The following is a 19,468-nucleotide window of genomic DNA, read 5'->3' as shown; positions in this document are numbered from 1 at the left end:
ACTATGGAAATATTTTATCTCATTATTGCTGTCGTTGCCATTATTATACTAACGACCAAATTAAAGATTCATGCTTTTTTGGCCTTGTTCGTCATTTCTATATTATACGGGGTTTTTGCCGGTATGCCGTATGCAGATATCATAGTTTCCATAAATGACGGATTTGGCGGAACGTTAGGTAAAATAGGCTTGATCATAGTCCTTGGCGTTATTATAGGTGCATTTTTGGAAAATACGGGTGGAGCATATGCCATTGCAGAAAAAGTACTAAAGGTTATTGGTAGTAAAAGAGTGCCAACCGCCATGGGCATAATTGGGTATATCGTTTCTATACCGGTATTTGCTGATAGTGGTTTTATGTTGTTACATCCATTGAACAAAAGCCTTTCCAAAAAAGCAAAAATTTCAATTGCCGGTCCGGCAATTGCCTTGGGCTTAGGTCTTATGGCCTCTCACACTATGGTGCCCCCAACTCCAGGTCCTATTGCGGCAGCTGGTATTTTGGAAGCAGATTTAGGATTGGTAATTGCCTTTGGTTTTCCAACAAGTATAATTGCATTGGTCGTAGGAATTATTTTTGCCAGGAAGTATGCCTCCAAAACCTATATAGAACCAGGATTAGAAATCGCAGAGGAAACCATAGCGGCATCAAAGGACACCCCAAGCGCATTTAAGGCCTCTATTCCTATTTTGGTCCCCATTGTACTAATTGTATTGAAGTCTGTTCTAAATCCTGTAAAAACTGGATTAAACAACGGTTTTGTTGAACTAATAAATTTTGTGGGAGAACCGGTAATTTCCCTATTGATCGGAATCCTGTTATGCCTGCTATTGCCTAAAAAATTAAATCAGGATATGTTGTCTTCTTCGGGTTGGGTAGGTAAGGCCATCAAAGATGCTGCATCTATTATTCTTATTACGGGTGCGGGAGGAATTTTTGGTAAAATTTTACAGAATTCCGGCATAGCGGATATTTTGGGACAGACCTTGACAGATTATAATATGGGTATTTTTCTGCCATTTGTTTTGGCAGCGGCCATAAAAACCGCCCAGGGTTCCTCAACGGTTGCTTTGGTCACAACAGCATCCATTATTATGCCTATGATGGGTTCGCTTGGTTTTGATTCTGAAATACAAAAGGCCCTAGTGGTTATTGTAATTGGTGCGGGATCGGCGGTCGTGTCCCACGCCAATGATAGTTTTTTTTGGGTAGTGACCCAAATGAGCGGCATGAATGTAAACACCGGGTATAGGCTATTTAGTTTAGGTAGTGGTCTACTTGGACTTACAGGAGCGATTGCCGTATTTATTTTCTATACAATTTTTGCATAATCTTAGTTAAATGAAGGTATATCATACACAAAAAGGAATATTGGTCGAGGAAAATGCCATGTTTCATTTACTTGAACAAGAAAATTGGGATTCGTTTATAAACGATGATCATATAATTGCCAATACCCGTTCAAAACTGAACGAAGGCAATAAGATTAACGAGGTGAATGCTATCCTGCTCAACCAATTGAAGGCACCGGTTAAAAGTCAAGAAATATGGGCAAGTGGAGTAACCTATTATAACAGTAAACTAGGTAGGGAAGAAGAATCCAAGGAGTCTGGTGGAAGTAGTTTTTATGCCCGGGTATATGAAGCGGACCGGCCAGAACTGTTCTTTAAGGCAACGGCCCACCGTACCGTAGGTAACGGGGGTACTGTGAGAATAAGGAAAGATTCAACTTGGAATGTGCCAGAACCGGAATTGAGTTTGGTCATTACATCCACAGGCAAAGTAATTGGATATACTATAGGTAATGACATGAGCTCTAGAAGTATTGAGGGCGAAAATCCTTTGTACCTGCCCCAAGCAAAAACGTATGATGGGTGTGCTGCATTAGGTCCTTGTGTATTGTTAAGCTATGACCCGCTACCTAAAAACACCCAAATTGGATTAATAATCAAAAGGGCAGGTACAATCGTATTCAAAAAGGAAATTGGAATAGATCAGATAAAGCGAGAATTAGGTGATATCGTAGCATATCTATATAGGGAATGTTCATTTCCAAACGGAAGTATATTGATGACCGGTACGGGTATTATTCCCCCAACCGAATTTACGCTGGCTATCGGTGATGAGGTAATTATTTCAATTGATGGAATAGGAAGTTTGGTAAATACGGTAGGTTAATATGTGGGCTTGCTCCTTTGTTCTTTTTTGAGCGAAGCTATTTTTTTGCTTTTTAGTCTTTTTTCAATTGAAGATCTTGTGGGTTTACTTTTTTTCCGGGGTTTTGGAATGGTTAAAGTACTGTTCAACAATTTAATAAAACGCTTTAAAACCAATTCCTTGTTCTTATGCTGGCTTCTAGTTTTATCGCATTGTAAAATTAACAAGCCATCATTGGTTAATCTACTCTTTAGTTTAAGTAAAATTCTTTTTTTCTCCTTATCCGTTAATCCGGCGGAAGCGTTTAAATTAAATGTAAGTTCAATTTTTGAAGAAACTTTGTTGGCATGTTGTCCACCCGGACCACCACTTCTTATAGCCTTGTATTGTATTTCGGTAAGAATTTGATTTTGGTCCACAATTTAATTTTCACAAAAGTACATAAAAACCAATGTTCCTAAATTTCATTGAAAAATAGGAACAGTAGTATATCTCAAAGACTTTTTATGGTCTATAACAGTGGTAAAAGCAGCATTGCAAAAACAACCAAGGCCAATACAAAGTGTAATTTTTTCATGGGATAAATTTAATATTCAGGACACTAACGCATTGCATTGAAAAATAGCGCTTTACAACAACAAAACGTATTAAATAGTAGATGTGGTCTTAAATATTAAATCGTTGTGGCTTCTTGAATTCGCTGGTTTATGGTTTCAATGGCAACATTTAAATAGACCACTTTGCCTTTGGGTAGTAATTGTTCTGCATTGAAGAAAACGGTTTCTCCATCTTCGTTCTTGCTTTCGGTTAAATAATGGCTTCCCATGGGGTATGCTTTTTCTACGGTAACCTGTAACCCTGAAGATGGTGACACCCTAAATTCATGGGCATATACAATAATTTTTCGTTTTGTGTTTGCGTAGGTTTTCAGCACGTCTATAGCGATCATACTGGCCTCACTAAATAAAGAAGCTACATAGAGAGACTTTGGATTGCGGTAAAGTTCCATAGGTCTGGCCCTAGCTATAATTTCTTTATTACGAAGAACAACGGCGCGGTCTGCAAACGGCAAAACGTCGTGCACATCATGGGTAGCAACGATAGTTGTAATCCTATTTTCCTTTAAGTAATTGAAAATATTCCGTCGTAAGCTGTTTTTTAGAAAATTGTCAATATGTCCAAAAGGTTCATCCAATAACAAAACTTCTGGCTTTTGTGCCAATACCCTTGCCAAGGCTACACGTTGTTGTTGCCCACCGCTTAAGGTCTTTACTTTTTTATTCGCAAAATCCGTAAGCTCTATCAATTCCAAAAGTTCCTGTGTTCTTTGTTTGAGCTCATCAGGATAAAAAACGGATAAATATTGACTAATGTTTTCTGCCACAGTAATGAAGGGCATCAGATCAAAGTCCTGGGAAAGATATTTCATAAAAGGTGCGCCTGGCACCAAATTATAGGCAGGTCCAAGAATCTGCTCATCTTCCCAAAATATTTCACCATGCTCCAGATCCATTAGACCATATATAAGTTTGAGCAATGTGCTCTTACCACAACCACTCTCCCCAATAATGGCAACATGTTCTCCACGTTGTATACGGATATCTATGGATGAAAGTACCTCTAATTCATCATAGGAAAAGGAAAGATTTTCTACTCGTAGCATGTATTTGATCTTTGATGTGCAAAATTGAAAAATCCGCTTCTATTTGAAACGGATTTTTCAATATTTTATTGATTCCTAGAAAAAAACTTACTCTTTAAAATCTTTAAGTACACTTTTGTTCGGCAGTTCGGTGTATCCCATATTGAACAAGGTAAAGCCATAAATATCGGCATATTGTTCAATGGTTTTGCTTACCGGAGTGCCTGCTCCGTGACCAGCATTGGTTTCAATACGGATCAAGGTAGGGTTTGTTCCTGTTTGTTTTTCCTGTAATTCTGCCGCAAATTTAAAACTATGGGCGGGTACTACCCTATCATCATGATCACCTGTGGTTACCAATGTAGCAGGATATTCAGTACCGGCCTTTACATTGTGTACGGGTGAATAACCCTTTAGATATTCAAACATTTCTTTATTGTCTTCTGCCGTACCATAGTCATAGGCCCAGCCTGCGCCGGCGGTAAATGTGTGGTAGCGTAACATATCCATAACACCAACAGCAGGCAATGCCACTTGCATTAAATCCGGTCTTTGTGTCATGGTTGCACCGACCAACAAACCACCATTGGATCCGCCCCTTATGGCCAAGTAATCCTTTGATGTATACTTGTTGGCAATAAGGTATTCCGCTGCGGCAATGAAGTCATTGAATACATTCTGTTTTTTAGTCTTGATACCCGCATTATGCCATTTTTTACCGTATTCTCCACCGCCTCGTAAATTAGGAACCGCATAAACACCTCCTTGCTCCATCCAGACGGCATTTGTAATGCTGAAAGAGGGGGTTAAACTTACATTGAATCCGCCATAACCATATAATATCGTTGGGTTTTTACCATTAAGTTCCAGACCTTTTTTATAGGTGATCATCATAGGAATCTTGGTGCCGTCCTTAGAATCGTAGAACACTTGTTTAGACTCATAGTCCTCTGGATTAAAATCTATTTCAGGTTTCCAATAAAGTTCATATGAACCGCTTTCAACATCATACTTATAGGTTGATCCGGGCGTATTGTAGTTCGTAAACGAAAAATAGAACTCCTTATCTTCTTTTTCTCCGCCAAAACCACTTGCGGAACCTAATCCCGGCAACTTTACCTCCCGTAAAAGTTTACCGTCATAATCATATTGAAAAACTTTTGAAATTGCATCTACCATATATTCTGCAAAGAAGTAGCCACCTCCCGTACTGGGACTAAGTACGTTTTCTGTTTCAGGGATAAAATCTTCCCAATGCTCCTCCTGTGGATTATTGGCATCTACGGTGACAATTTTTTTATTGGGTGCATTTCTATCGGTTACGATATAAAGCTTTGAGCCCACATTGTCAATAACATAGTTGTCAGAAGAGGTATCCTCTACAATAGGAATCAACAGTGCATTAGGGTCTTCCAAGTCTTGGATGAACAGCTTGTTGCCAGAAGTGGATACAGATGCGCTAATAATCAAATATTTATTGTCATCTGTAACGCTTGCCCCTATATATCTGTGTTTTTCCAAAGGTGTTCCACCAAATATTAATTTATCCGTCTGTTGTGAAGTGCCTAGTTTATGGTAATAAACCTTGTGCTGGTCAGTTTTTGCGGAGAGTTCACTTCCTTTGGGCTTATCATAGCTGGAATAATAGAAACCGTCGTTACCACGCCAGGAAATACCACTAAATTTGATATCTACAAGAGTATCCTCAATAATTTCCTTAGTTATGGCATTCATAACGATTGCCTTGCGCCAATCGCTTCCTCCTTCTGAAATTAAATAGGTTGCCAAAGAGCCATCCTTGGTAAAGGTCAACCCTGCCAGTGAAGTGGTCCCATCTTCTGAAAATGTATTGGGATCAAGAAAAACTTCTGGCTCCTCGTCATCTTTTTCCCTGTAGACTACATATTGGTTCTGCAATCCGTCATTTTTATAAAAATAGGTATAATCTCCCCTTTTTCTAGGAGAACCTAACTTCTCATAGTTCCATAATTTTTCCAGTCTTTTTTTTAAATCTTCCCTAAATGGAATTTGTTCCAAATAGCCAAAAGTTGTTTTGTTCTGGTCTTTTACCCAAGACTCTGTCTCTGGGCTTCTATCATCTTCTAACCAACGATAAGGGTCTTTTACTTCAGTTCCAAAATAGGTGTCCGTAGTATCTACTTTTGCAGTGGTGGGGTAATTCACGATAATAGGTTGTGGTTTGGCTTCATTTTTACATGAAGAAATTAAAATAAGGGTCAAAAGACCGGGTAGTATTATTTTCATTAGTAGTTGAGTTTCTACTAAATTAAGATAAAAAAACCTCCAAAACATATATGTTTTGAAGGTTTTAACGTTCTGTTAATAAGGTTTAGACCAAACCTTTTTCTACTAAATATTCTGAAATTTGAACGGCATTTGTTGCGGCACCTTTTCTTAGGTTGTCTGCAACTATCCACATATTCAATGTATTACGTTGGGTCTCATCTCTACGTATGCGTCCTACGAACACCTCGTCCTTATCATGCGCATAGATAGGCATTGGGTAGGTGTTTGTGTCTGGATTATCCTGTACCGTTACACCGGGCATATCATTTAAAAGTTGACGTACTTCATTTAGATCAAAATCATTTTCAAACTCTACGTTGACAGACTCTGAATGTCCTCCTGCGGTAGGAATACGTACTGCAGTTGCACTTACTGAAAACGTGCGGTCATCTAATATCTTTTGCGGTTCCCTGGCCAATTTCATTTCTTCTTTTGTATAACCGTTCTCTAAAAAGACATCGCAATGAGGGAGGGCATTTCTTCCAATAGGATAAGGATAGGCCATTTCCCCTTGTACACCGGCAACCTCATTTTCTAACTGTTTTACAGCTTTGACACCCGTACCGGAAACGGATTGGTATGTGGAAACGATTACACGCTTCATATGGTATTTTTGGTGTAATGGATGAAGGCACATAACCAATTGAATGGTAGAGCAATTAGGATTGGCTATAATCTTATCTTGTGCCGTTAATTCATGAGCATTGATTTCTGGTACGATCAACTTTTTTGTAGGGTCCATTCTCCAGGCAGAAGAATTGTCTACCACTGTTGTACCTACTTCCGCAAATTTTGGAGCCCATTCCAAAGAGGTGTCTCCACCTGCTGAAAATATGGCGATATTTGGTTTTGCCGCTACTGCATCCGCTAGCCCGATAACGGTATATTCCTTACCTTGAAAGTTCATTTTTTTACCTACGGAACGTTCAGACGCTACCAACAACAATTCGGTCAACGGAAAATTACGTTCTGCCAAGACTTTAAGCATTACTTCGCCAACCATACCTGTGGCACCGATTACAGCTACTTTCATTTTTTATACATTATAAATTATGCGGCAAAAATAACTAATACTTCTACCTCTACAAGCAAAAACACAAAGATTAATCAAAATATAACAAAATGTTTAATTTATAACATTTCATTATGTTGTATATATGGTATTGATTTAAAAAAAGAACCGTCAACGTTGTTAGCGAAACAGCGTTGACGGTTTAAGTTAAAATTTGTTGCAGTGCAACGGTTCCCTTAGAAAGGGTATGTTTTAAATTACTTTTTTAAAGCATCTCTAATCTCTGCCAATAATTCTTCGGCAGTAGGACCAGCTGGAGCCTCTTCTACTGGAGCAGGAGGAGTTTTGGTCTTATTGTAAGCTTTTACAATCATGAACAATACAAAACCAACGATAACCAAGTTGATGATCGCATTGATCCATTTTCCGTAAAGAATGGCATTTTCTGGTTTAGTAACCGTACCATCGGCAGCAACAACTGCTTCGTCCAATACAACTTTCATATCGGCAAAATCAAGACCACCGCTAAAATGACCAACAATTGGCATCATAACGTCGCTAACGAACCCGCTAACAACTAATCCCATAGCGCCGGCAAGTAATACGGCTACGGCTAAATCTATGACGTTACCCGTCATAATAAACTCCTTAAATTCTTTTAACATGTTTCTAGTGTTTTATTAATGGTTAATATTAAACTACGGCAAGGTACTAAAAATTTTCAATCCTTAAAATAATGTTAAATTAATTCTTGTATATAACACGTGGTATACGTTGGGATATTCCGGTCAATAGTTCATAGGAAATAGTATCCGCGGTACCAGAAAATTCCGTGGCCGGCAGTTTCTTCCCAAAAATTATGACTTCATCGCCTTCCTCACATTCAATTTCGGTAACATCTACCATAATCATGTCCATACAAACATTTCCCACTATTGGCGCTAATTGGCCATTAATAAGAACAAAAGTATTGCCTTGGCCGTATTGCCTACCTATACCATCCGCATGGCCTAGGGGCAAGGTGGCGGTGACAGTTGGTTTTTTGGATACATACTTTCGATTATAACCTACGGACTCTCCTGCCGGAATAGTATGTTTCTGGGCTATTATGGTCTTTAATGTTACCACGGGTATTAAATCCGCATCTATAGTTGCATCGTTTCCGTATCCGTAAAGGCCAATACCGCTACGTACCATATCCAATTGCGCGTTTGGGTAATTAATAATGCCAGAGGTATTTAGTACATGTTTGATTAGTTTATAGCCAAATAATGTTTCGGCCTTATTGCAAATGGCTTCAAATCGATTTAATTGTAATTGGGTATACTCGGTTTCATTACGGTCTTCCGTTGCGGCCAAATGAGATAAAATAGCCTTGACCTTTATAGCATGTTGTGCCTCTGTAGCGGTATAAATTTTTGGTAAATCCGCATAAGTAAAACCTAATCTGTTTAAACCGGTATTAAATTTCAAATGAATTGGATAAGCTAATTTGCCCAGTTCTTGTGCCGTTCTAATAAATTGTTCTAAAATGGCGTGGGAGTAAATGCTGGGTTCCAAATTATGTTCAATCAGCGTTTTAAAGTGTACTTTTTGGGGGTGAAGCACCAAAATAGGAATGGTTATACCTGCTTTTCTAAGTGCTATACCTTCATTTACATAAGCTACTGCAAAATAGTCCACTTGAGCCTGTTGTAGGCACATGGCTATTTCTTGGGCATCGCTCCCATAACCGTAGGCCTTGACGACAGCCATGAATTTGGTTTCTGGCCTTATGCGTGAGCGTAGATAACGGTAATTGTGCACTAATGCGTTCAAATCGATCTCTAAAACCGTTTCTGTTGCTTTAGCCATTTTTATGCTGTTTTGGGACTTTGATTTCTTGCGATTTGACCTCTAACGACTTTACACTTTCCTTAAGTTTTGCCTTATAGAATGCCCCACGGCTTAAAGGTTCATATTCATCTACTTCACCCAGCATAACCAAGTTGTCATTGCTGGATTTTCTAAAACTATAATTGGCCAAATTACCGGTACGCGTGCATATGGCATGTACTTTGGTAACATATTCTGCAGTTGCCATTAAAGCGGGCATTGGACCAAAAGGTTTACCTTTAAAGTCCATATCCAGTCCGGCCACGATAACTCTGACCCCTTTATTGGCCAGGTCATTGCAAACCGTAACGATTTCGTCATCGAAGAACTGAGCCTCATCTATTCCGATAACATCACAGGTATCTGCAAGAATCCTAATATTTGCGGCAGCTGGTACCGGTGTAGAACGAATTTCGTTTGCATCATGGGAGACAACCATTTCGTCATCATAACGTGTATCTACCATAGGCTTAAAGATTTCAACCTTTAGCTTGGCAAATTGGGCACGCTTTAGCCTTCTGATCAATTCTTCTGTCTTTCCAGAAAACATGGACCCGGCAATGACTTCTATCCATCCGAATTGTTCTTTCGGATTCACTGTGTTTTCAAGAAACATTTTGTAATTTTAGACGAAAATAAGGGGTTTTTCGTTTATTAGTTAAACGAGGATAAAGTTATTAAAAAAAGCCGCCTTCTTGGTCTTGACATAAAAAATTGTGAGATGAAAAATAAGTTGAAAAAGGAGTTAAGGAAATTATCTACCGATATTCTTACGGCAGATGATCTCGATGATATTGCAGGGCTTTATGAAAAGTCCCGATCACTTTATGAAAAATTGGCCGTCCTTAAGTTTATAGAAGTGGAACTTAATGACATGGAAGTAAATGTCTCCAAAAACGCCATTGCCGCCAAGTTTGAAGAATTGGCCAATGCCGTATTGGATTCCAACAAATCGGTTCCTGAAAACAATCCACATGAGGAAGATATCATGATTCCCGGCATGGATACCATAAAGGATATGGTGTCAGAAATGCCCAGTAATGGGGAGTTAGAGGATGTTTTGGCAGATTTTATGTCAAAGCCCAATTATATGAAAAACGATAAGGAGCTTTTTATGCCTTCAAATGAAGACTTGCAGAAAAAAGAGTTGGCACCTAAGTCACTGAACGATCGTTTGGGAAAAAGCAATGTCAAGGTAGATCTTAATGACCGTTTGGCATTTGTAAAACATTTGTTCAATAATAATATGGAAGACTACAACCGTGTACTATCCCAATTAAATACCATAGATACTGAAGAGCGATCTATTGCTTTTATACAAAACATGGTAAAACCCGATTATAACAATTGGGAGGGCAAGGAACCTTTTGAAGAGCGATTTTTAGAATTGGTATCACGTAGATTTGCTTAAAAATATTATTGAATCACTGTACACACCCGGCACTTGTGTTGGGTGTTTTACTTTAAAGTAGATGGGAAAACTGTATTTAGTGCCTACACCAATAGGTAATTTGGAAGATATGACCCTAAGGGCCATACGTGTTCTTAAGGAGGTGGATCTTATTCTTGCAGAAGATACCCGTACCAGTGGAAAGCTCTTGCAACATTTTGAAATTGCTACGCCAATGAAAAGTCACCATATGCACAATGAGCATAAAATGGTCGATTATTTAGTGGGAAAATTAAAAGGTGGTGAGCATATTGCATTGATTTCCGATGCTGGCACGCCGGCAATTTCAGACCCCGGATTCTTATTGACCCGTGCCTGTGTTGAAGCAGATGTTGAGGTAGAATGCTTGCCAGGAGCCACGGCTTTTGTACCCGCATTGGTCAACAGTGGTTTGCCAAATGATAAATTTGTTTTTGAAGGATTTCTTCCGGTAAAGAAGGGTAGGCAAACACGTTTAAAGTTATTGGCAGATGAACCGCGCACCATTATCTTTTATGAATCTCCACATAAACTTTTAAAGACATTAGGAAATTTTGTTGAATTTTTTGGGGCGGAAAGACCGGTTTCCGTATCAAGGGAATTAACTAAGTTGTACGAAGAAACCGTTCGTGGTACTGCCGAAGAAGTTTTAAAACATTTTACGGAAAAACCGCCAAAAGGTGAAATAGTTATTATTGTTGGGGGGAATAAATAGGAGTGATTCAAATCATTCAAAATAAAGAAAGTAAGTGTTAAATTGGAGAAATAAATAAGAAATTTTCAAAATGAGAATTACCTTTACTCCAGTTTAGCATGAATAAAACTCTCACATATACCTTTATTCTTCTTTACCTCACTGCAATGGTAAAGCCGGTATTGCCTGTGTTAGAGTATGTGTTAAATAAAGATTATATTGCTGAAGTACTGTGTATCAATAAAGACAAGCCCATGCTTAATTGTGATGGTAAATGTTACTTGGCACAAATGATCAAAGAACAACAAGAAAAAGATCATCAAGATATACCATCTGCCGATCTTCGCGAATATCCTATTGGCTTTGTAAATATTCTTGATGTTGATTTTGAAAGTGTATTGATCAAAACAGCTTTGGTTTCAATGCATCCTAACTTGAACGAACAACAGTTTATATCACCTGTTTTTCGTCCACCCAATTTCATCTCCTAAATAGCATTGTAGATTAGGCAAGCTTATTTGAAGTGATGCCCAGCTATGTGCTTTTACCACGGCTCAAATTCGGAAGTCGGGGGTAACTGATCAATTATTTTATTTAAAAACAACTTATGCCTGTGCATAAGGTGAAACCATTACAATGACAAGAATGTAACAAGCCAATTTTATATGGCTTCTGCATTCATAATAATATATCAACAGATGAAATCTATATATAAAATTTTAGCACTAACCTTAGTATTAACCGTATTTGTTAGTTGTAGCAGCGATGATGATACTGCTACGGAGTTAATTGGCGAGAACAGTGTAACACTTGAGTTTGATAACAGTGTGGGATCGGACGATCTTTTACTGGCGACATCTAGCTATACCAATTCCCAAAATGAAACATTGACAATTACAAGGCTCAATTATATTGTCAGTAATTTTCGTTTAACCAATGATCAAGGTGAAACCTTTACTTATGAAAAAGATGACAGCTACTTTGTTACCAGTGAAGAAACCGGTAATACAGAGGTAGTGTTAGAGAATATACCTGCGGGAACCTATGTATCTATCACTTTTGGTGTGGGTGTAGATCAAGAAAAGTACCTTCAAGGTGCTGAAGGCCAGGGCGATTTTTTAACCGTAGCCGAAGAGACCAATATGATGTGGTCATGGCAGGCAGGCTATAAGTTTTTGAATTTCGAAGGAACGTTTACTTCGGAAACCGTGACCGAAACAACAGATTTTAAAGTGCATATGGGTAGTCATGGTTCAAGCTTGGATAATTATAAGGAAGTTACCCTAAGCCTGGGTACAGATGCTTTGGTAAGTGATGAAATGTCTCCCATTGTTCACCTAGTGGCAGATGCCAATGCTATTTTAGACGGAGCGCATAAATTATCACTTTCTGAACAGTCGGTAATTATGGTTAGCGAAGAAAAGTCGCCATTGGTGGCCTTAAATACGGCAAGTATGTTTACGGTAGACCACGTTCATAACGGTACAGGACATTCACATTAAACACATAGGGGTCGCTTAATTTTAGCGGCCCTGTTTAAAAATTAAAAAAGATGAAATATCTATTTTGGGTATTACTGTCGGTGTGTTTGGTGTCCTGTAATAATGAGGAATATCTACCATTGGAGAATACCTTGTTGACCGTAGAAGTTCCTGAGAATTTTCCTGATTTGGTTTATGATATAGAAGCCAACCCGCCAACACAATTAGGTTTTGAGTTGGGTAAGAAATTATTCTATGATGGTAATCTCTCTTCTAACGGTTTTATCTCGTGCGGGTTCTGCCATGAGCAAAATTTTGCATTCACCCACCACGGTCATCAATTCAGTCACGGTGTAGATGATTTGGAAGGCACAAGAAATACGCCTACCATTTCTAACATGGCATTTTTTAATGAATTTGCTTGGGATGGCGCTACATCGCATTTAGACCTTTTTCCAATCATACCTATAACCAATGAGGTAGAAATGGGGGAGACCATGACGGGAGTCATCAATAAACTCATAGCGGACAGTGAATATCAGCAACAGTTTGAGAATGCTTTTGAAGAAGGTGGTGTAAACGCCGAGAATTTTTTAAAGGCCTTATCCCAGTTTATGGTCATGATGATTTCCTCAAATTCTAAGTATGACAAATTTGTACGGAATGAAGAGGGCGGCGAATTAACCGAAGTTGAAGCATATGGTTTATCGGTTTTTCAACAAAAGTGTACCACTTGCCATGCCACTGATCTATTTACCGATGGTAGTTTTAGAAACAATGGCTTGCCACCCAATCCTCAACTGAACGATGTTGGTAGGGCTGAGGTTAGCGGTAGTGTTAATGATAATTACAAGTTTAAAGTGCCCAGTTTACGTAATGTAGCGCTAACGGCTCCTTACATGCACGATGGTAGGTTCGGTAGCCTAGAATCCGTACTGAATTTTTATGCCAATGGCGTGGTAGATTCAGAAACATTGGATGATTCTTTAAGAACTGATAACGGACTTGGAATAGCATTAAGCGATGCGGAAAAAGAAGGGCTATTGGCCTTCTTTGAACTATTGACAGATGAGACTTTTATAAATGACGAACGATTTTCAGAATATTAAAAAATGAACAAGATTATAATATATATGTTTTTGCTTGGGGGACTATTTAGTGCCAAAGCAAATGATTTGCTAGAAGTAGAATCTGATTGTATTTGGAAAAATACCGATTTTGAATATTTCTGCGACACCTGTGGCTGCGGGGGTAATGGTGGTAGCATGGGTTTTGGCACAGGGTTGAACAATAATTTCATAGGGTTGAGATATATAGGTCAGAAGTATCGTTCAAGAGATGGTATTTTTGATAATTCGCCTTGGATCAACGAAAACTTCAATACGGTACAGGCCTGGGGTAAATTCCCGGTGAGTAAACGGGTATTGTTAAATGCTCTTTTACCTTATCATTTTCATAATAGGACCTTTGCGGATAATACCGAACAACGTATTGAAGGTGTTGGTGATGCTACGGTATTGGCGTATTATCTATTACTTAGCCAAACTCCGGATAGTTTGGTCTCCATAGGAGCGGAACACACTTTACAGATTGGTGGCGGGGTCAAGGTGCCCACGGGAAGTTTTGATGCTGCAAATATTGAAGGCACCGTAAACCCAAGTTTTCAATTAGGTACGGGTAGTTGGGATTATCTTTTTGCCACAAATTATGGGGTGGTACATAGAAATTGGGGTCTGTCCGCATCAGTAAATTATACGCTCAAGACAGAAAATAGTACAAATTATCAATTTGGAAATCAATGGAATTTAACACTAAACACCTATAAGACCTACTATGTGTCCAATACAATTTCACTTACACCGCAAGTAGGACTGGGAAGCGAAATTTTTTCCGAGAACAAGGAATTTGGTTTAAAGGTATCAGATACAGGTGGCGAAGTTTATTTTGCCCGATTGGGTTTTGAAACGAATTACAAGAGGTATTCATTTGGTATCTCAAGCATGTTGCCAATATCCCAAAACTTAAATAACGGAAAGGTGGAAGTAAAAAATAGGGTTTCCTTATATTTAAACATTAATATATGAAGAAGCATAATTAGATTAAATATAGAATTAATGACAATAGAAGAGTACAAGTTAAAATTGGCAATACGGCCTAAGGAGATATCATTTTCGGAAACCATGGATGTAATTGATGCCAATTATCAATTTACTCCAACATCATTTACCAATGGGGAATTAGATAACGAGGCCGGCCAAAATTCCGGTTCGTGCAAGGTTTTTGCTTTTGCCAAGAAAGCGGGGTTGTCCAAAGACGAAACTTTAGCCTGTTTCGGCTCTTATTATTTCGATGAAGTTTTAAAGGAACCTAATGGTGAAGGGCATCAAAATATTAGAAATTTCATGAAAACAGGATTTAAAGGATTGCATTTTAATGGTGAGCCTTTAATGCCGTTTTAGAAGTCAAGCGTAATTGTGACCCAATTAGCATCAAGGTTTTAAATCCGTAGGACTTCAGCAATTAAAAGTCAGGTTCTTGGGGTTTTGATACGATTTACAAGAGAACGATATGCAAGATTTATTAACTGAAATAAGAGGATGTCAAGTGTGTAAGGCCCATTTGCCTTTAGAACCACGACCAATTGTTGCAGGATCTATAAATTCTAAGATTATATTGGTAAGTCAGGCACCAGGTAGAAAAGCCCATGTCGAAAATAAAGCTTGGGATGACCCTAGTGGTAGAAAGTTACGGGAATGGCTAGGTGTTACGGACGATGAGTTCTATAATCCAGGTAATTTCGGAATATTACCAATGGGATTTTGTTATCCTGGAAAAGGAAAAACAGGTGATCTACCTCCAAGGAAAGAATGCGCCCCGTTGTGGCACACAAAAGTGTGGGAAGAGTTCAAGAATGTAAAACTCATTCTACTTATTGGCAAGTATTCGCAAGATCAATATTTGGGTCAAGAAGCTAAAAAGAACTTGACGGAGAATGTGTTGCACTACGAAGAGTTTTTGCCAAAGTATTTCCTTTTGCCACATCCATCACCAGTAAATCGTTTTTGGCGAAGTAAAAATCCTTGGTTCGAAGATGATGTTGTTGGAGAATTGCAGAAATTGGTTGCTGGTATTTTACAGAAAAGTTGACATAACTGCTTTTCTATAAAAAATTTCGAGAACCTTACATATTCCAAAAGGTTCTAGATACATTTTTTTCTTTTTGTTCTATTGTAAGCACTAACCACTCAAACTAACCTTAGTGAAAGCTAAGGGTTTTTATTCACAATTAAACAGATTGCGTCGTGCCATGCAATGACGAATTTTTTAATTTCCATCAACCATCAACCATCAACCATCAACCATCAACCATCAACTAATAAACCGACCCATCATGTTTTCCTTTTTCCCAGCCATGTTTACCTAGGTATTGGTCGGCACTTTCAACAGCTCCTGTTTCAATAGATGTCCCCATAGAATCGTTCCAGCGGTTAAGATATCCAAAGAGGGAGATTACTCCTAGCATTTCAACAATTTCACCTTCGTTCCAGTGTTGGTATAAACGTTCTTTTATTTCGGCATCAACACCGTTGGGTACTTGTGAGGCCTGTAAGGAGAAATCTAAAGCGGCACGCTCTGCATCGGAAAACGCAGGGTGTGTTCTGTATTCCCAAATATTATCTAGTTGTTCCTGTTCTGCACCATAGCGTTCTGCAGCGCGTATAGCATGAGCTTGGCAATATCTACAACCCGTAGTGTTGCTACTCACCCACGCAATCATTCTTTTTAAGGACGAAGTAACCCTGCCTTCATTGGCCATAACGGCTTTGTTAAGATTAATGAAAGCTTTGGATATTGCGGGTCGGTGCTGCATGGTCAAGACTGAATTAGGGCAAAATCCAAGTGTTTCGTTGAAAAATGCAGCCAGTTCTTTGGTCTCGGGATCATGATTTGGGTCAAGTGGTGTTACTAATGCCATAGTTGAATTTTAAGAAATTGTTTGTTAGTGATATCTCTAAATTGATGGGGCAACCCATGTTTTGGTGCTCAGAATAACCGCTTAGATTATCGTATTTTTGTATTCTACAAGAAACAAAAAATTATGAGCACAACAAATCATATTACCACGAAATGGTTAGGCAATATGGCCTTTGAAAGTAATAATCCGTCCGGACATGCTTTAAAAATTGATATCGCCAAAGAAGATGGTGGTGACAGTAGTGGGTTAAGACCAAAAGCACTCATGCTTTCTTCATTGGCCGGTTGTTCAGGACTGGATGTTGCGGCTATGTTTAAAAAGATGAAGTTAGAGGTAGATGAGTTTCATATTGAAACCATTGCGAATTTAACAGATGAGCATCCAAAGTTTTATGATAAGGTCGTGATAGAATATCATTTTCATGGAAGTAATTTAAATGAGAAAAAACTTCAAAGAGCGGTAGATTTATCTATTGAGAAGTATTGCGGAGTAATGGAAATGTTCAGACAATTTGCTGAACTGGAGATTAAGACTGTATTTCATTAGAAATAAAGTTCAAATACAAGTTTCAAGCTCAAGCTTAAAGATTAATTGATGGATAAAAAATTTGATTTAGAAGATAGATTAGTCGAATTTGCTGCCACTGTTGTTATTTTCTGTAAAGACTTACCTTCAGATTTAACGGGTCAATATTACGGAAATCAATTATTAAGTTCTGCCGGTAGCTCAGCTCTAAATTTTGGCGAAGCATAAGGAACAAATACAGATAGGGATTATATCAATAAGGCTTCCATCTCTTTAAAAGAGTTGAAGGAGTCGAGAGTCAATCTTAAGATACTATCCAAAGTTAATTATGGTAATGCTGTAAGAAGGGGTGAACTCCTAGATGAATTGGAACAATTAATTAGAATTATAGCAACAATTATTAAAAACAAAAAGCAGAATTGAGTTGATGTTTTTTGAACTTGAAACTTGTATTTGAACTTGATTTTTAAAGAACTGCCAACTGTTACTGAAAACTGATTACTAAAACCATGCGCTGGACAATTAAACCGAAACCAAAACAAGAAGATATCAATGCTTTAGCCGATGCGTTAAAGGTCGATGATTTGGTGGCGCAATTGTTGTTGCAAAGAGGTATATCTACCTATGATGAGGCAAAGCATTTTTTTCGACCACAGTTAAGTGATCTTCATGATCCTTTTTTAATGAAGGATATGGATATTGCCGTTCATAGAATTGAAGAAGCCATTGCCAATGGTGAGAATATTTTAGTGTATGGAGATTATGATGTTGATGGTACCACGGCCGTGGCTTTAATGTCATCCTATCTGTTAAGTTATTACCCAAATGTGGCAACCTATATTCCCGATCGCTATGATGAAGGGTATGGGGTTTCCTTTAAAGGTATCGACTTTGCCGAGGACAACGGTTTTTCACTGATCATTGCATTAGATTGTGGGGTAAAGGCGATAGATAAAGTTGCCTATGCTCAAAAAAAAGGAATTGATTTTATTATTTGTGACCACCATAGACCTGGTACAATATTACCAAGTGCTGTAGCTGTCTTAGACCCTAAAAGAGAAGATTGTTCATATCCGTATGATGAATTATGTGGTTGTGGTGTTGGTTTTAAGCTCATTCAGGCATTGGGCTCCCGTAGAGGTGAAACTATAGATGATGTAATCTATTACCTTGATTTAGTGGCAACTGCAATTGGAGCGGACATTGTACCGATAACCGGGGAGAATCGAATATTGGCTTTTTATGGCCTACAGGTTATCAATCAGCAACCTAGAATTGGTTTTAAAGCTATAATTGACCAAATCAATAAAAAGGAACTTACTATTACAGATGTTGTGTTCATTATTGCTCCTAGAATAAATGCTGCCGGTAGAATGAAACATGGGCAACATGCCGTAAATCTGTTGACAGAAACCGATATGGGACAGGCCTTAAGATTTGCTGCGGAAATAGAGAAATTCAATGCGGATAGAAAAGGTCTGGATAAATCCATAACTGAAGAAGCATTGGTCCAGATCAAGGAAAACGGAGAAATAGAAGGTTTTACATCTGTGGTATATCATGATTCGTGGCATAAGGGCGTAATTGGCATTGTTGCCTCACGTTTAATAGAAACCTATTACAGGCCTACATTGGTATTTACAAAAAGCGGGGACAAATTGGCGGCTTCCGCAAGATCTGTAAAAGGGTTTGATGTGTACAACGCATTGGAGGGGTGTGCAGATTATATAGAACAATTTGGAGGACATAAATACGCAGCGGGTCTCACTTTATTGGAAGAGCAGTACCATAATTTTAAACATCAGTTTGAGAAGGTGGTCAAGGAAACTATAGAGCCGCATTTACTTACCCCGGAAATAACTATTGATTCCAAAATTACCCTTAAGCAGATAACACCAAAATTAATGCGCATATTAAAGCAATTTGCTCCTTTCGGTCCAGGGAATATGTCACCTGTATTTATGGCGGAAAATGTGGCGGACACAGGTTATGCAAAAGGGGTCGGGGCCAATGGTGCACATTTAAAGGTAGCGGTAGTACAGCAGGACAGTTATAAAATTGACGGTATTGGTTTTAATTTAGGAGATAAATTATCGCTGGTAACGGGTAGAAAACCTTTTGATGTTGTTTTCTCCATTGATGAAAATGAGTGGCAAGGTACGGTAAGTCTACAATTAAAAATAAGGGATATTAAATAAGTCTGGCGCATTATAATTTTAAGAATACGCATAGTTTTACTATTAGCTATGGGTTATTTGCTGTTATTAATTTCAAAAATTCATCAATAAATTGCCGTTTATAGTTTATTAAGTAGGTCGATTATGGGAAATAAATCACACTATTTATATTGAGTCTAAATAAATTTAATA

21 protein-coding genes and 1 pseudogene are annotated in these 19,468 nt (G+C 38.3%); 14 read left to right on the top strand and 8 right to left on the bottom strand.

The window, feature by feature from the left end; all coding sequences use genetic code 11:
- The first annotated feature begins 3 nt into the window (after positions 1–3).
- Both CHB68_RS11990 and CHB68_RS11985 read left to right on the top strand, forming a co-directional pair.
- The gene (locus tag CHB68_RS11990) at positions 4–1,332 is read left to right on the top strand and encodes a GntP family permease (protein ID WP_089261110.1); all 1,329 of its coding nucleotides are present in this window, start codon (positions 4–6) and stop codon (positions 1,330–1,332) included.
- 10 nt (positions 1,333–1,342) lie between these two features.
- The gene (locus CHB68_RS11985) at positions 1,343–2,179 is read left to right on the top strand and encodes a fumarylacetoacetate hydrolase family protein (RefSeq protein WP_089261109.1); all 837 of its coding nucleotides are present in this window, start codon (positions 1,343–1,345) and stop codon (positions 2,177–2,179) included.
- Here the strand turns inward: CHB68_RS11985 and arfB are convergent.
- The 7 genes from arfB to CHB68_RS11950 form a co-directional block, all read right to left on the bottom strand.
- The gene (gene arfB / locus CHB68_RS11980; protein ID WP_089261108.1) at positions 2,176–2,577 is read right to left on the bottom strand and encodes an alternative ribosome rescue aminoacyl-tRNA hydrolase ArfB; all 402 of its coding nucleotides are present in this window, start codon (positions 2,575–2,577) and stop codon (positions 2,176–2,178) included. The genes CHB68_RS11985 and arfB overlap by 4 nt on opposite strands.
- A 254-nt stretch (positions 2,578–2,831) precedes the next feature.
- Positions 2,832–3,821, bottom strand: a complete 990-nt coding sequence (locus CHB68_RS11975; RefSeq protein WP_089261107.1) for an ABC transporter ATP-binding protein — start codon at positions 3,819–3,821, stop codon at positions 2,832–2,834.
- An 87-nt stretch (positions 3,822–3,908) separates the two neighbouring features.
- Positions 3,909–6,065 carry a prolyl oligopeptidase family serine peptidase gene (locus tag CHB68_RS11970; RefSeq protein ID WP_089261106.1) on the bottom strand — a complete coding sequence of 719 codons (2,157 nt, stop codon included), beginning with the start codon at positions 6,063–6,065 and terminating at the stop codon, positions 3,909–3,911.
- Positions 6,066–6,150: 85 nt separating this feature from the next.
- Entirely contained in the window at positions 6,151–7,140 is a 990-nt protein-coding gene (locus CHB68_RS11965; protein ID WP_089261105.1) for an aspartate-semialdehyde dehydrogenase, read from the bottom strand.
- Positions 7,141–7,376: 236 nt separating this feature from the next.
- Positions 7,377–7,784 carry a large conductance mechanosensitive channel protein MscL gene (gene mscL, locus CHB68_RS11960; protein WP_089261104.1) on the bottom strand — a complete coding sequence of 136 codons (408 nt, stop codon included), beginning with the start codon at positions 7,782–7,784 and terminating at the stop codon, positions 7,377–7,379.
- A gap of 79 nt (positions 7,785–7,863) precedes the next feature.
- Positions 7,864–8,973 (bottom strand): alanine racemase, encoded by a 1,110-nt coding sequence (alr, locus tag CHB68_RS11955; RefSeq protein WP_089261103.1) that lies wholly within the window; start codon positions 8,971–8,973, stop codon positions 7,864–7,866.
- Positions 8,966–9,610 (bottom strand): thymidine kinase, encoded by a 645-nt coding sequence (locus CHB68_RS11950; RefSeq protein ID WP_089261102.1) that lies wholly within the window; start codon positions 9,608–9,610, stop codon positions 8,966–8,968. Before CHB68_RS11950 ends, alr begins: the two co-directional genes overlap by 8 nt.
- 105 nt (positions 9,611–9,715) lie before the next feature.
- On the opposite strand from CHB68_RS11950, the gene CHB68_RS11945 reads away from it, so the two are divergent.
- The 8 genes from CHB68_RS11945 to CHB68_RS11910 all read left to right on the top strand — a co-directional run bounded on the left by CHB68_RS11945 (position 9,716) and on the right by CHB68_RS11910 (position 15,745).
- Positions 9,716–10,405 carry a hypothetical protein gene (locus CHB68_RS11945; RefSeq protein ID WP_089261101.1) on the top strand — a complete coding sequence of 230 codons (690 nt, stop codon included), beginning with the start codon at positions 9,716–9,718 and terminating at the stop codon, positions 10,403–10,405.
- 61 nt (positions 10,406–10,466) lie between these two features.
- The gene (gene rsmI / locus CHB68_RS11940) at positions 10,467–11,138 is read left to right on the top strand and encodes a 16S rRNA (cytidine(1402)-2'-O)-methyltransferase (protein ID WP_089261100.1); all 672 of its coding nucleotides are present in this window, start codon (positions 10,467–10,469) and stop codon (positions 11,136–11,138) included.
- Positions 11,139–11,236: 98 nt separating this feature from the next.
- Complete coding sequence (locus CHB68_RS11935; protein WP_143815202.1) at positions 11,237–11,608, top strand: hypothetical protein; 372 nt, start codon at positions 11,237–11,239, stop codon at positions 11,606–11,608.
- 207 nt (positions 11,609–11,815) lie between these two features.
- Positions 11,816–12,619 carry an MbnP family protein gene (locus CHB68_RS11930; RefSeq protein ID WP_089261098.1) on the top strand — a complete coding sequence of 268 codons (804 nt, stop codon included), beginning with the start codon at positions 11,816–11,818 and terminating at the stop codon, positions 12,617–12,619.
- 50 nt (positions 12,620–12,669) lie between these two features.
- The gene (locus CHB68_RS11925) at positions 12,670–13,707 is read left to right on the top strand and encodes a cytochrome-c peroxidase (RefSeq protein ID WP_089261097.1); all 1,038 of its coding nucleotides are present in this window, start codon (positions 12,670–12,672) and stop codon (positions 13,705–13,707) included.
- Between the two features lie 3 nt (positions 13,708–13,710).
- Positions 13,711–14,682 carry a transporter family protein gene (locus tag CHB68_RS11920; protein WP_089261096.1) on the top strand — a complete coding sequence of 324 codons (972 nt, stop codon included), beginning with the start codon at positions 13,711–13,713 and terminating at the stop codon, positions 14,680–14,682.
- 30 nt (positions 14,683–14,712) lie between these two features.
- Complete coding sequence (locus tag CHB68_RS11915; RefSeq protein ID WP_089261095.1) at positions 14,713–15,057, top strand: HopJ type III effector protein; 345 nt, start codon at positions 14,713–14,715, stop codon at positions 15,055–15,057.
- A 109-nt stretch (positions 15,058–15,166) separates the two neighbouring features.
- Entirely contained in the window at positions 15,167–15,745 is a 579-nt protein-coding gene (locus CHB68_RS11910) for a uracil-DNA glycosylase family protein (RefSeq protein WP_089261094.1), read from the top strand.
- Positions 15,746–15,971: 226 nt separating this feature from the next.
- On the opposite strand, the gene CHB68_RS11905 is transcribed toward CHB68_RS11910, so the two are convergent.
- A complete protein-coding gene (locus tag CHB68_RS11905; protein ID WP_089261093.1) occupies positions 15,972–16,574 on the bottom strand; it encodes a carboxymuconolactone decarboxylase family protein in 603 nt (200 codons plus the stop codon).
- A gap of 123 nt (positions 16,575–16,697) precedes the next feature.
- Between CHB68_RS11905 and CHB68_RS11900 the strand changes: the two genes are divergently transcribed.
- The 4 genes and pseudogenes from CHB68_RS11900 (at position 16,698) to recJ (ending at position 19,297) form a co-directional block, all read left to right on the top strand.
- Positions 16,698–17,120: an OsmC family protein gene (locus CHB68_RS11900; RefSeq protein WP_089261092.1), complete on the top strand. Its 423-nt coding sequence runs from the start codon at positions 16,698–16,700 to the stop codon at positions 17,118–17,120.
- A gap of 48 nt (positions 17,121–17,168) precedes the next feature.
- Complete coding sequence (locus CHB68_RS18745; RefSeq protein WP_245838924.1) at positions 17,169–17,327, top strand: hypothetical protein; 159 nt, start codon at positions 17,169–17,171, stop codon at positions 17,325–17,327.
- A gap of 15 nt (positions 17,328–17,342) precedes the next feature.
- A pseudogene (locus CHB68_RS18740) lies at positions 17,343–17,522 on the top strand (four helix bundle protein); the annotation flags it as partial.
- An 86-nt stretch (positions 17,523–17,608) separates the two neighbouring features.
- Positions 17,609–19,297, top strand: a complete 1,689-nt coding sequence (gene recJ, locus CHB68_RS11890; RefSeq protein ID WP_089261091.1) for a single-stranded-DNA-specific exonuclease RecJ — start codon at positions 17,609–17,611, stop codon at positions 19,295–19,297.
- Positions 19,298–19,468: the final 171 nt, after the last annotated feature.

The sequence above is a fragment of the Maribacter sedimenticola genome, assembly GCF_900188415.1.
Lineage (GTDB): Bacteria > Bacteroidota > Bacteroidia > Flavobacteriales > Flavobacteriaceae > Maribacter > Maribacter sedimenticola.
Note: the sequence above shows the minus strand (reverse complement) of the source record. Positions and strands in the feature narration are given on the sequence as shown.

What these genes read in the sequence shown, in the direction of transcription:
- CHB68_RS11990 (WP_089261110.1), top strand. Translation starts at nt 4, where the DNA reads ATGGAAATATTTTATCTCATTATTGCTGTCGTTGCCATTATTATACTA.
- CHB68_RS11985 (WP_089261109.1), top strand. Translation starts at nt 1,343, where the DNA reads ATGAAGGTATATCATACACAAAAAGGAATATTGGTCGAGGAAAATGCC.
- CHB68_RS11975 (WP_089261107.1), bottom strand. Translation starts at nt 3,821, where the DNA reads ATGCTACGAGTAGAAAATCTTTCCTTTTCCTATGATGAATTAGAGGTA.
- CHB68_RS11970 (WP_089261106.1), bottom strand. Translation starts at nt 6,065, where the DNA reads ATGAAAATAATACTACCCGGTCTTTTGACCCTTATTTTAATTTCTTCA.
- CHB68_RS11965 (WP_089261105.1), bottom strand. Translation starts at nt 7,140, where the DNA reads ATGAAAGTAGCTGTAATCGGTGCCACAGGTATGGTTGGCGAAGTAATG.
- mscL (WP_089261104.1), bottom strand. Translation starts at nt 7,784, where the DNA reads ATGTTAAAAGAATTTAAGGAGTTTATTATGACGGGTAACGTCATAGAT.
- alr (WP_089261103.1), bottom strand. Translation starts at nt 8,973, where the DNA reads ATGGCTAAAGCAACAGAAACGGTTTTAGAGATCGATTTGAACGCATTA.
- CHB68_RS11950 (WP_089261102.1), bottom strand. Translation starts at nt 9,610, where the DNA reads ATGTTTCTTGAAAACACAGTGAATCCGAAAGAACAATTCGGATGGATA.
- CHB68_RS11945 (WP_089261101.1), top strand. Translation starts at nt 9,716, where the DNA reads ATGAAAAATAAGTTGAAAAAGGAGTTAAGGAAATTATCTACCGATATT.
- rsmI (WP_089261100.1), top strand. Translation starts at nt 10,467, where the DNA reads ATGGGAAAACTGTATTTAGTGCCTACACCAATAGGTAATTTGGAAGAT.
- CHB68_RS11935 (WP_143815202.1), top strand. Translation starts at nt 11,237, where the DNA reads ATGAATAAAACTCTCACATATACCTTTATTCTTCTTTACCTCACTGCA.
- CHB68_RS11930 (WP_089261098.1), top strand. Translation starts at nt 11,816, where the DNA reads ATGAAATCTATATATAAAATTTTAGCACTAACCTTAGTATTAACCGTA.
- CHB68_RS11925 (WP_089261097.1), top strand. Translation starts at nt 12,670, where the DNA reads ATGAAATATCTATTTTGGGTATTACTGTCGGTGTGTTTGGTGTCCTGT.
- CHB68_RS11920 (WP_089261096.1), top strand. Translation starts at nt 13,711, where the DNA reads ATGAACAAGATTATAATATATATGTTTTTGCTTGGGGGACTATTTAGT.
- CHB68_RS11915 (WP_089261095.1), top strand. Translation starts at nt 14,713, where the DNA reads ATGACAATAGAAGAGTACAAGTTAAAATTGGCAATACGGCCTAAGGAG.
- CHB68_RS11910 (WP_089261094.1), top strand. Translation starts at nt 15,167, where the DNA reads ATGCAAGATTTATTAACTGAAATAAGAGGATGTCAAGTGTGTAAGGCC.
- CHB68_RS11905 (WP_089261093.1), bottom strand. Translation starts at nt 16,574, where the DNA reads ATGGCATTAGTAACACCACTTGACCCAAATCATGATCCCGAGACCAAA.
- CHB68_RS11900 (WP_089261092.1), top strand. Translation starts at nt 16,698, where the DNA reads ATGAGCACAACAAATCATATTACCACGAAATGGTTAGGCAATATGGCC.
- CHB68_RS18745 (WP_245838924.1), top strand. Translation starts at nt 17,169, where the DNA reads ATGGATAAAAAATTTGATTTAGAAGATAGATTAGTCGAATTTGCTGCC.
- recJ (WP_089261091.1), top strand. Translation starts at nt 17,609, where the DNA reads ATGCGCTGGACAATTAAACCGAAACCAAAACAAGAAGATATCAATGCT.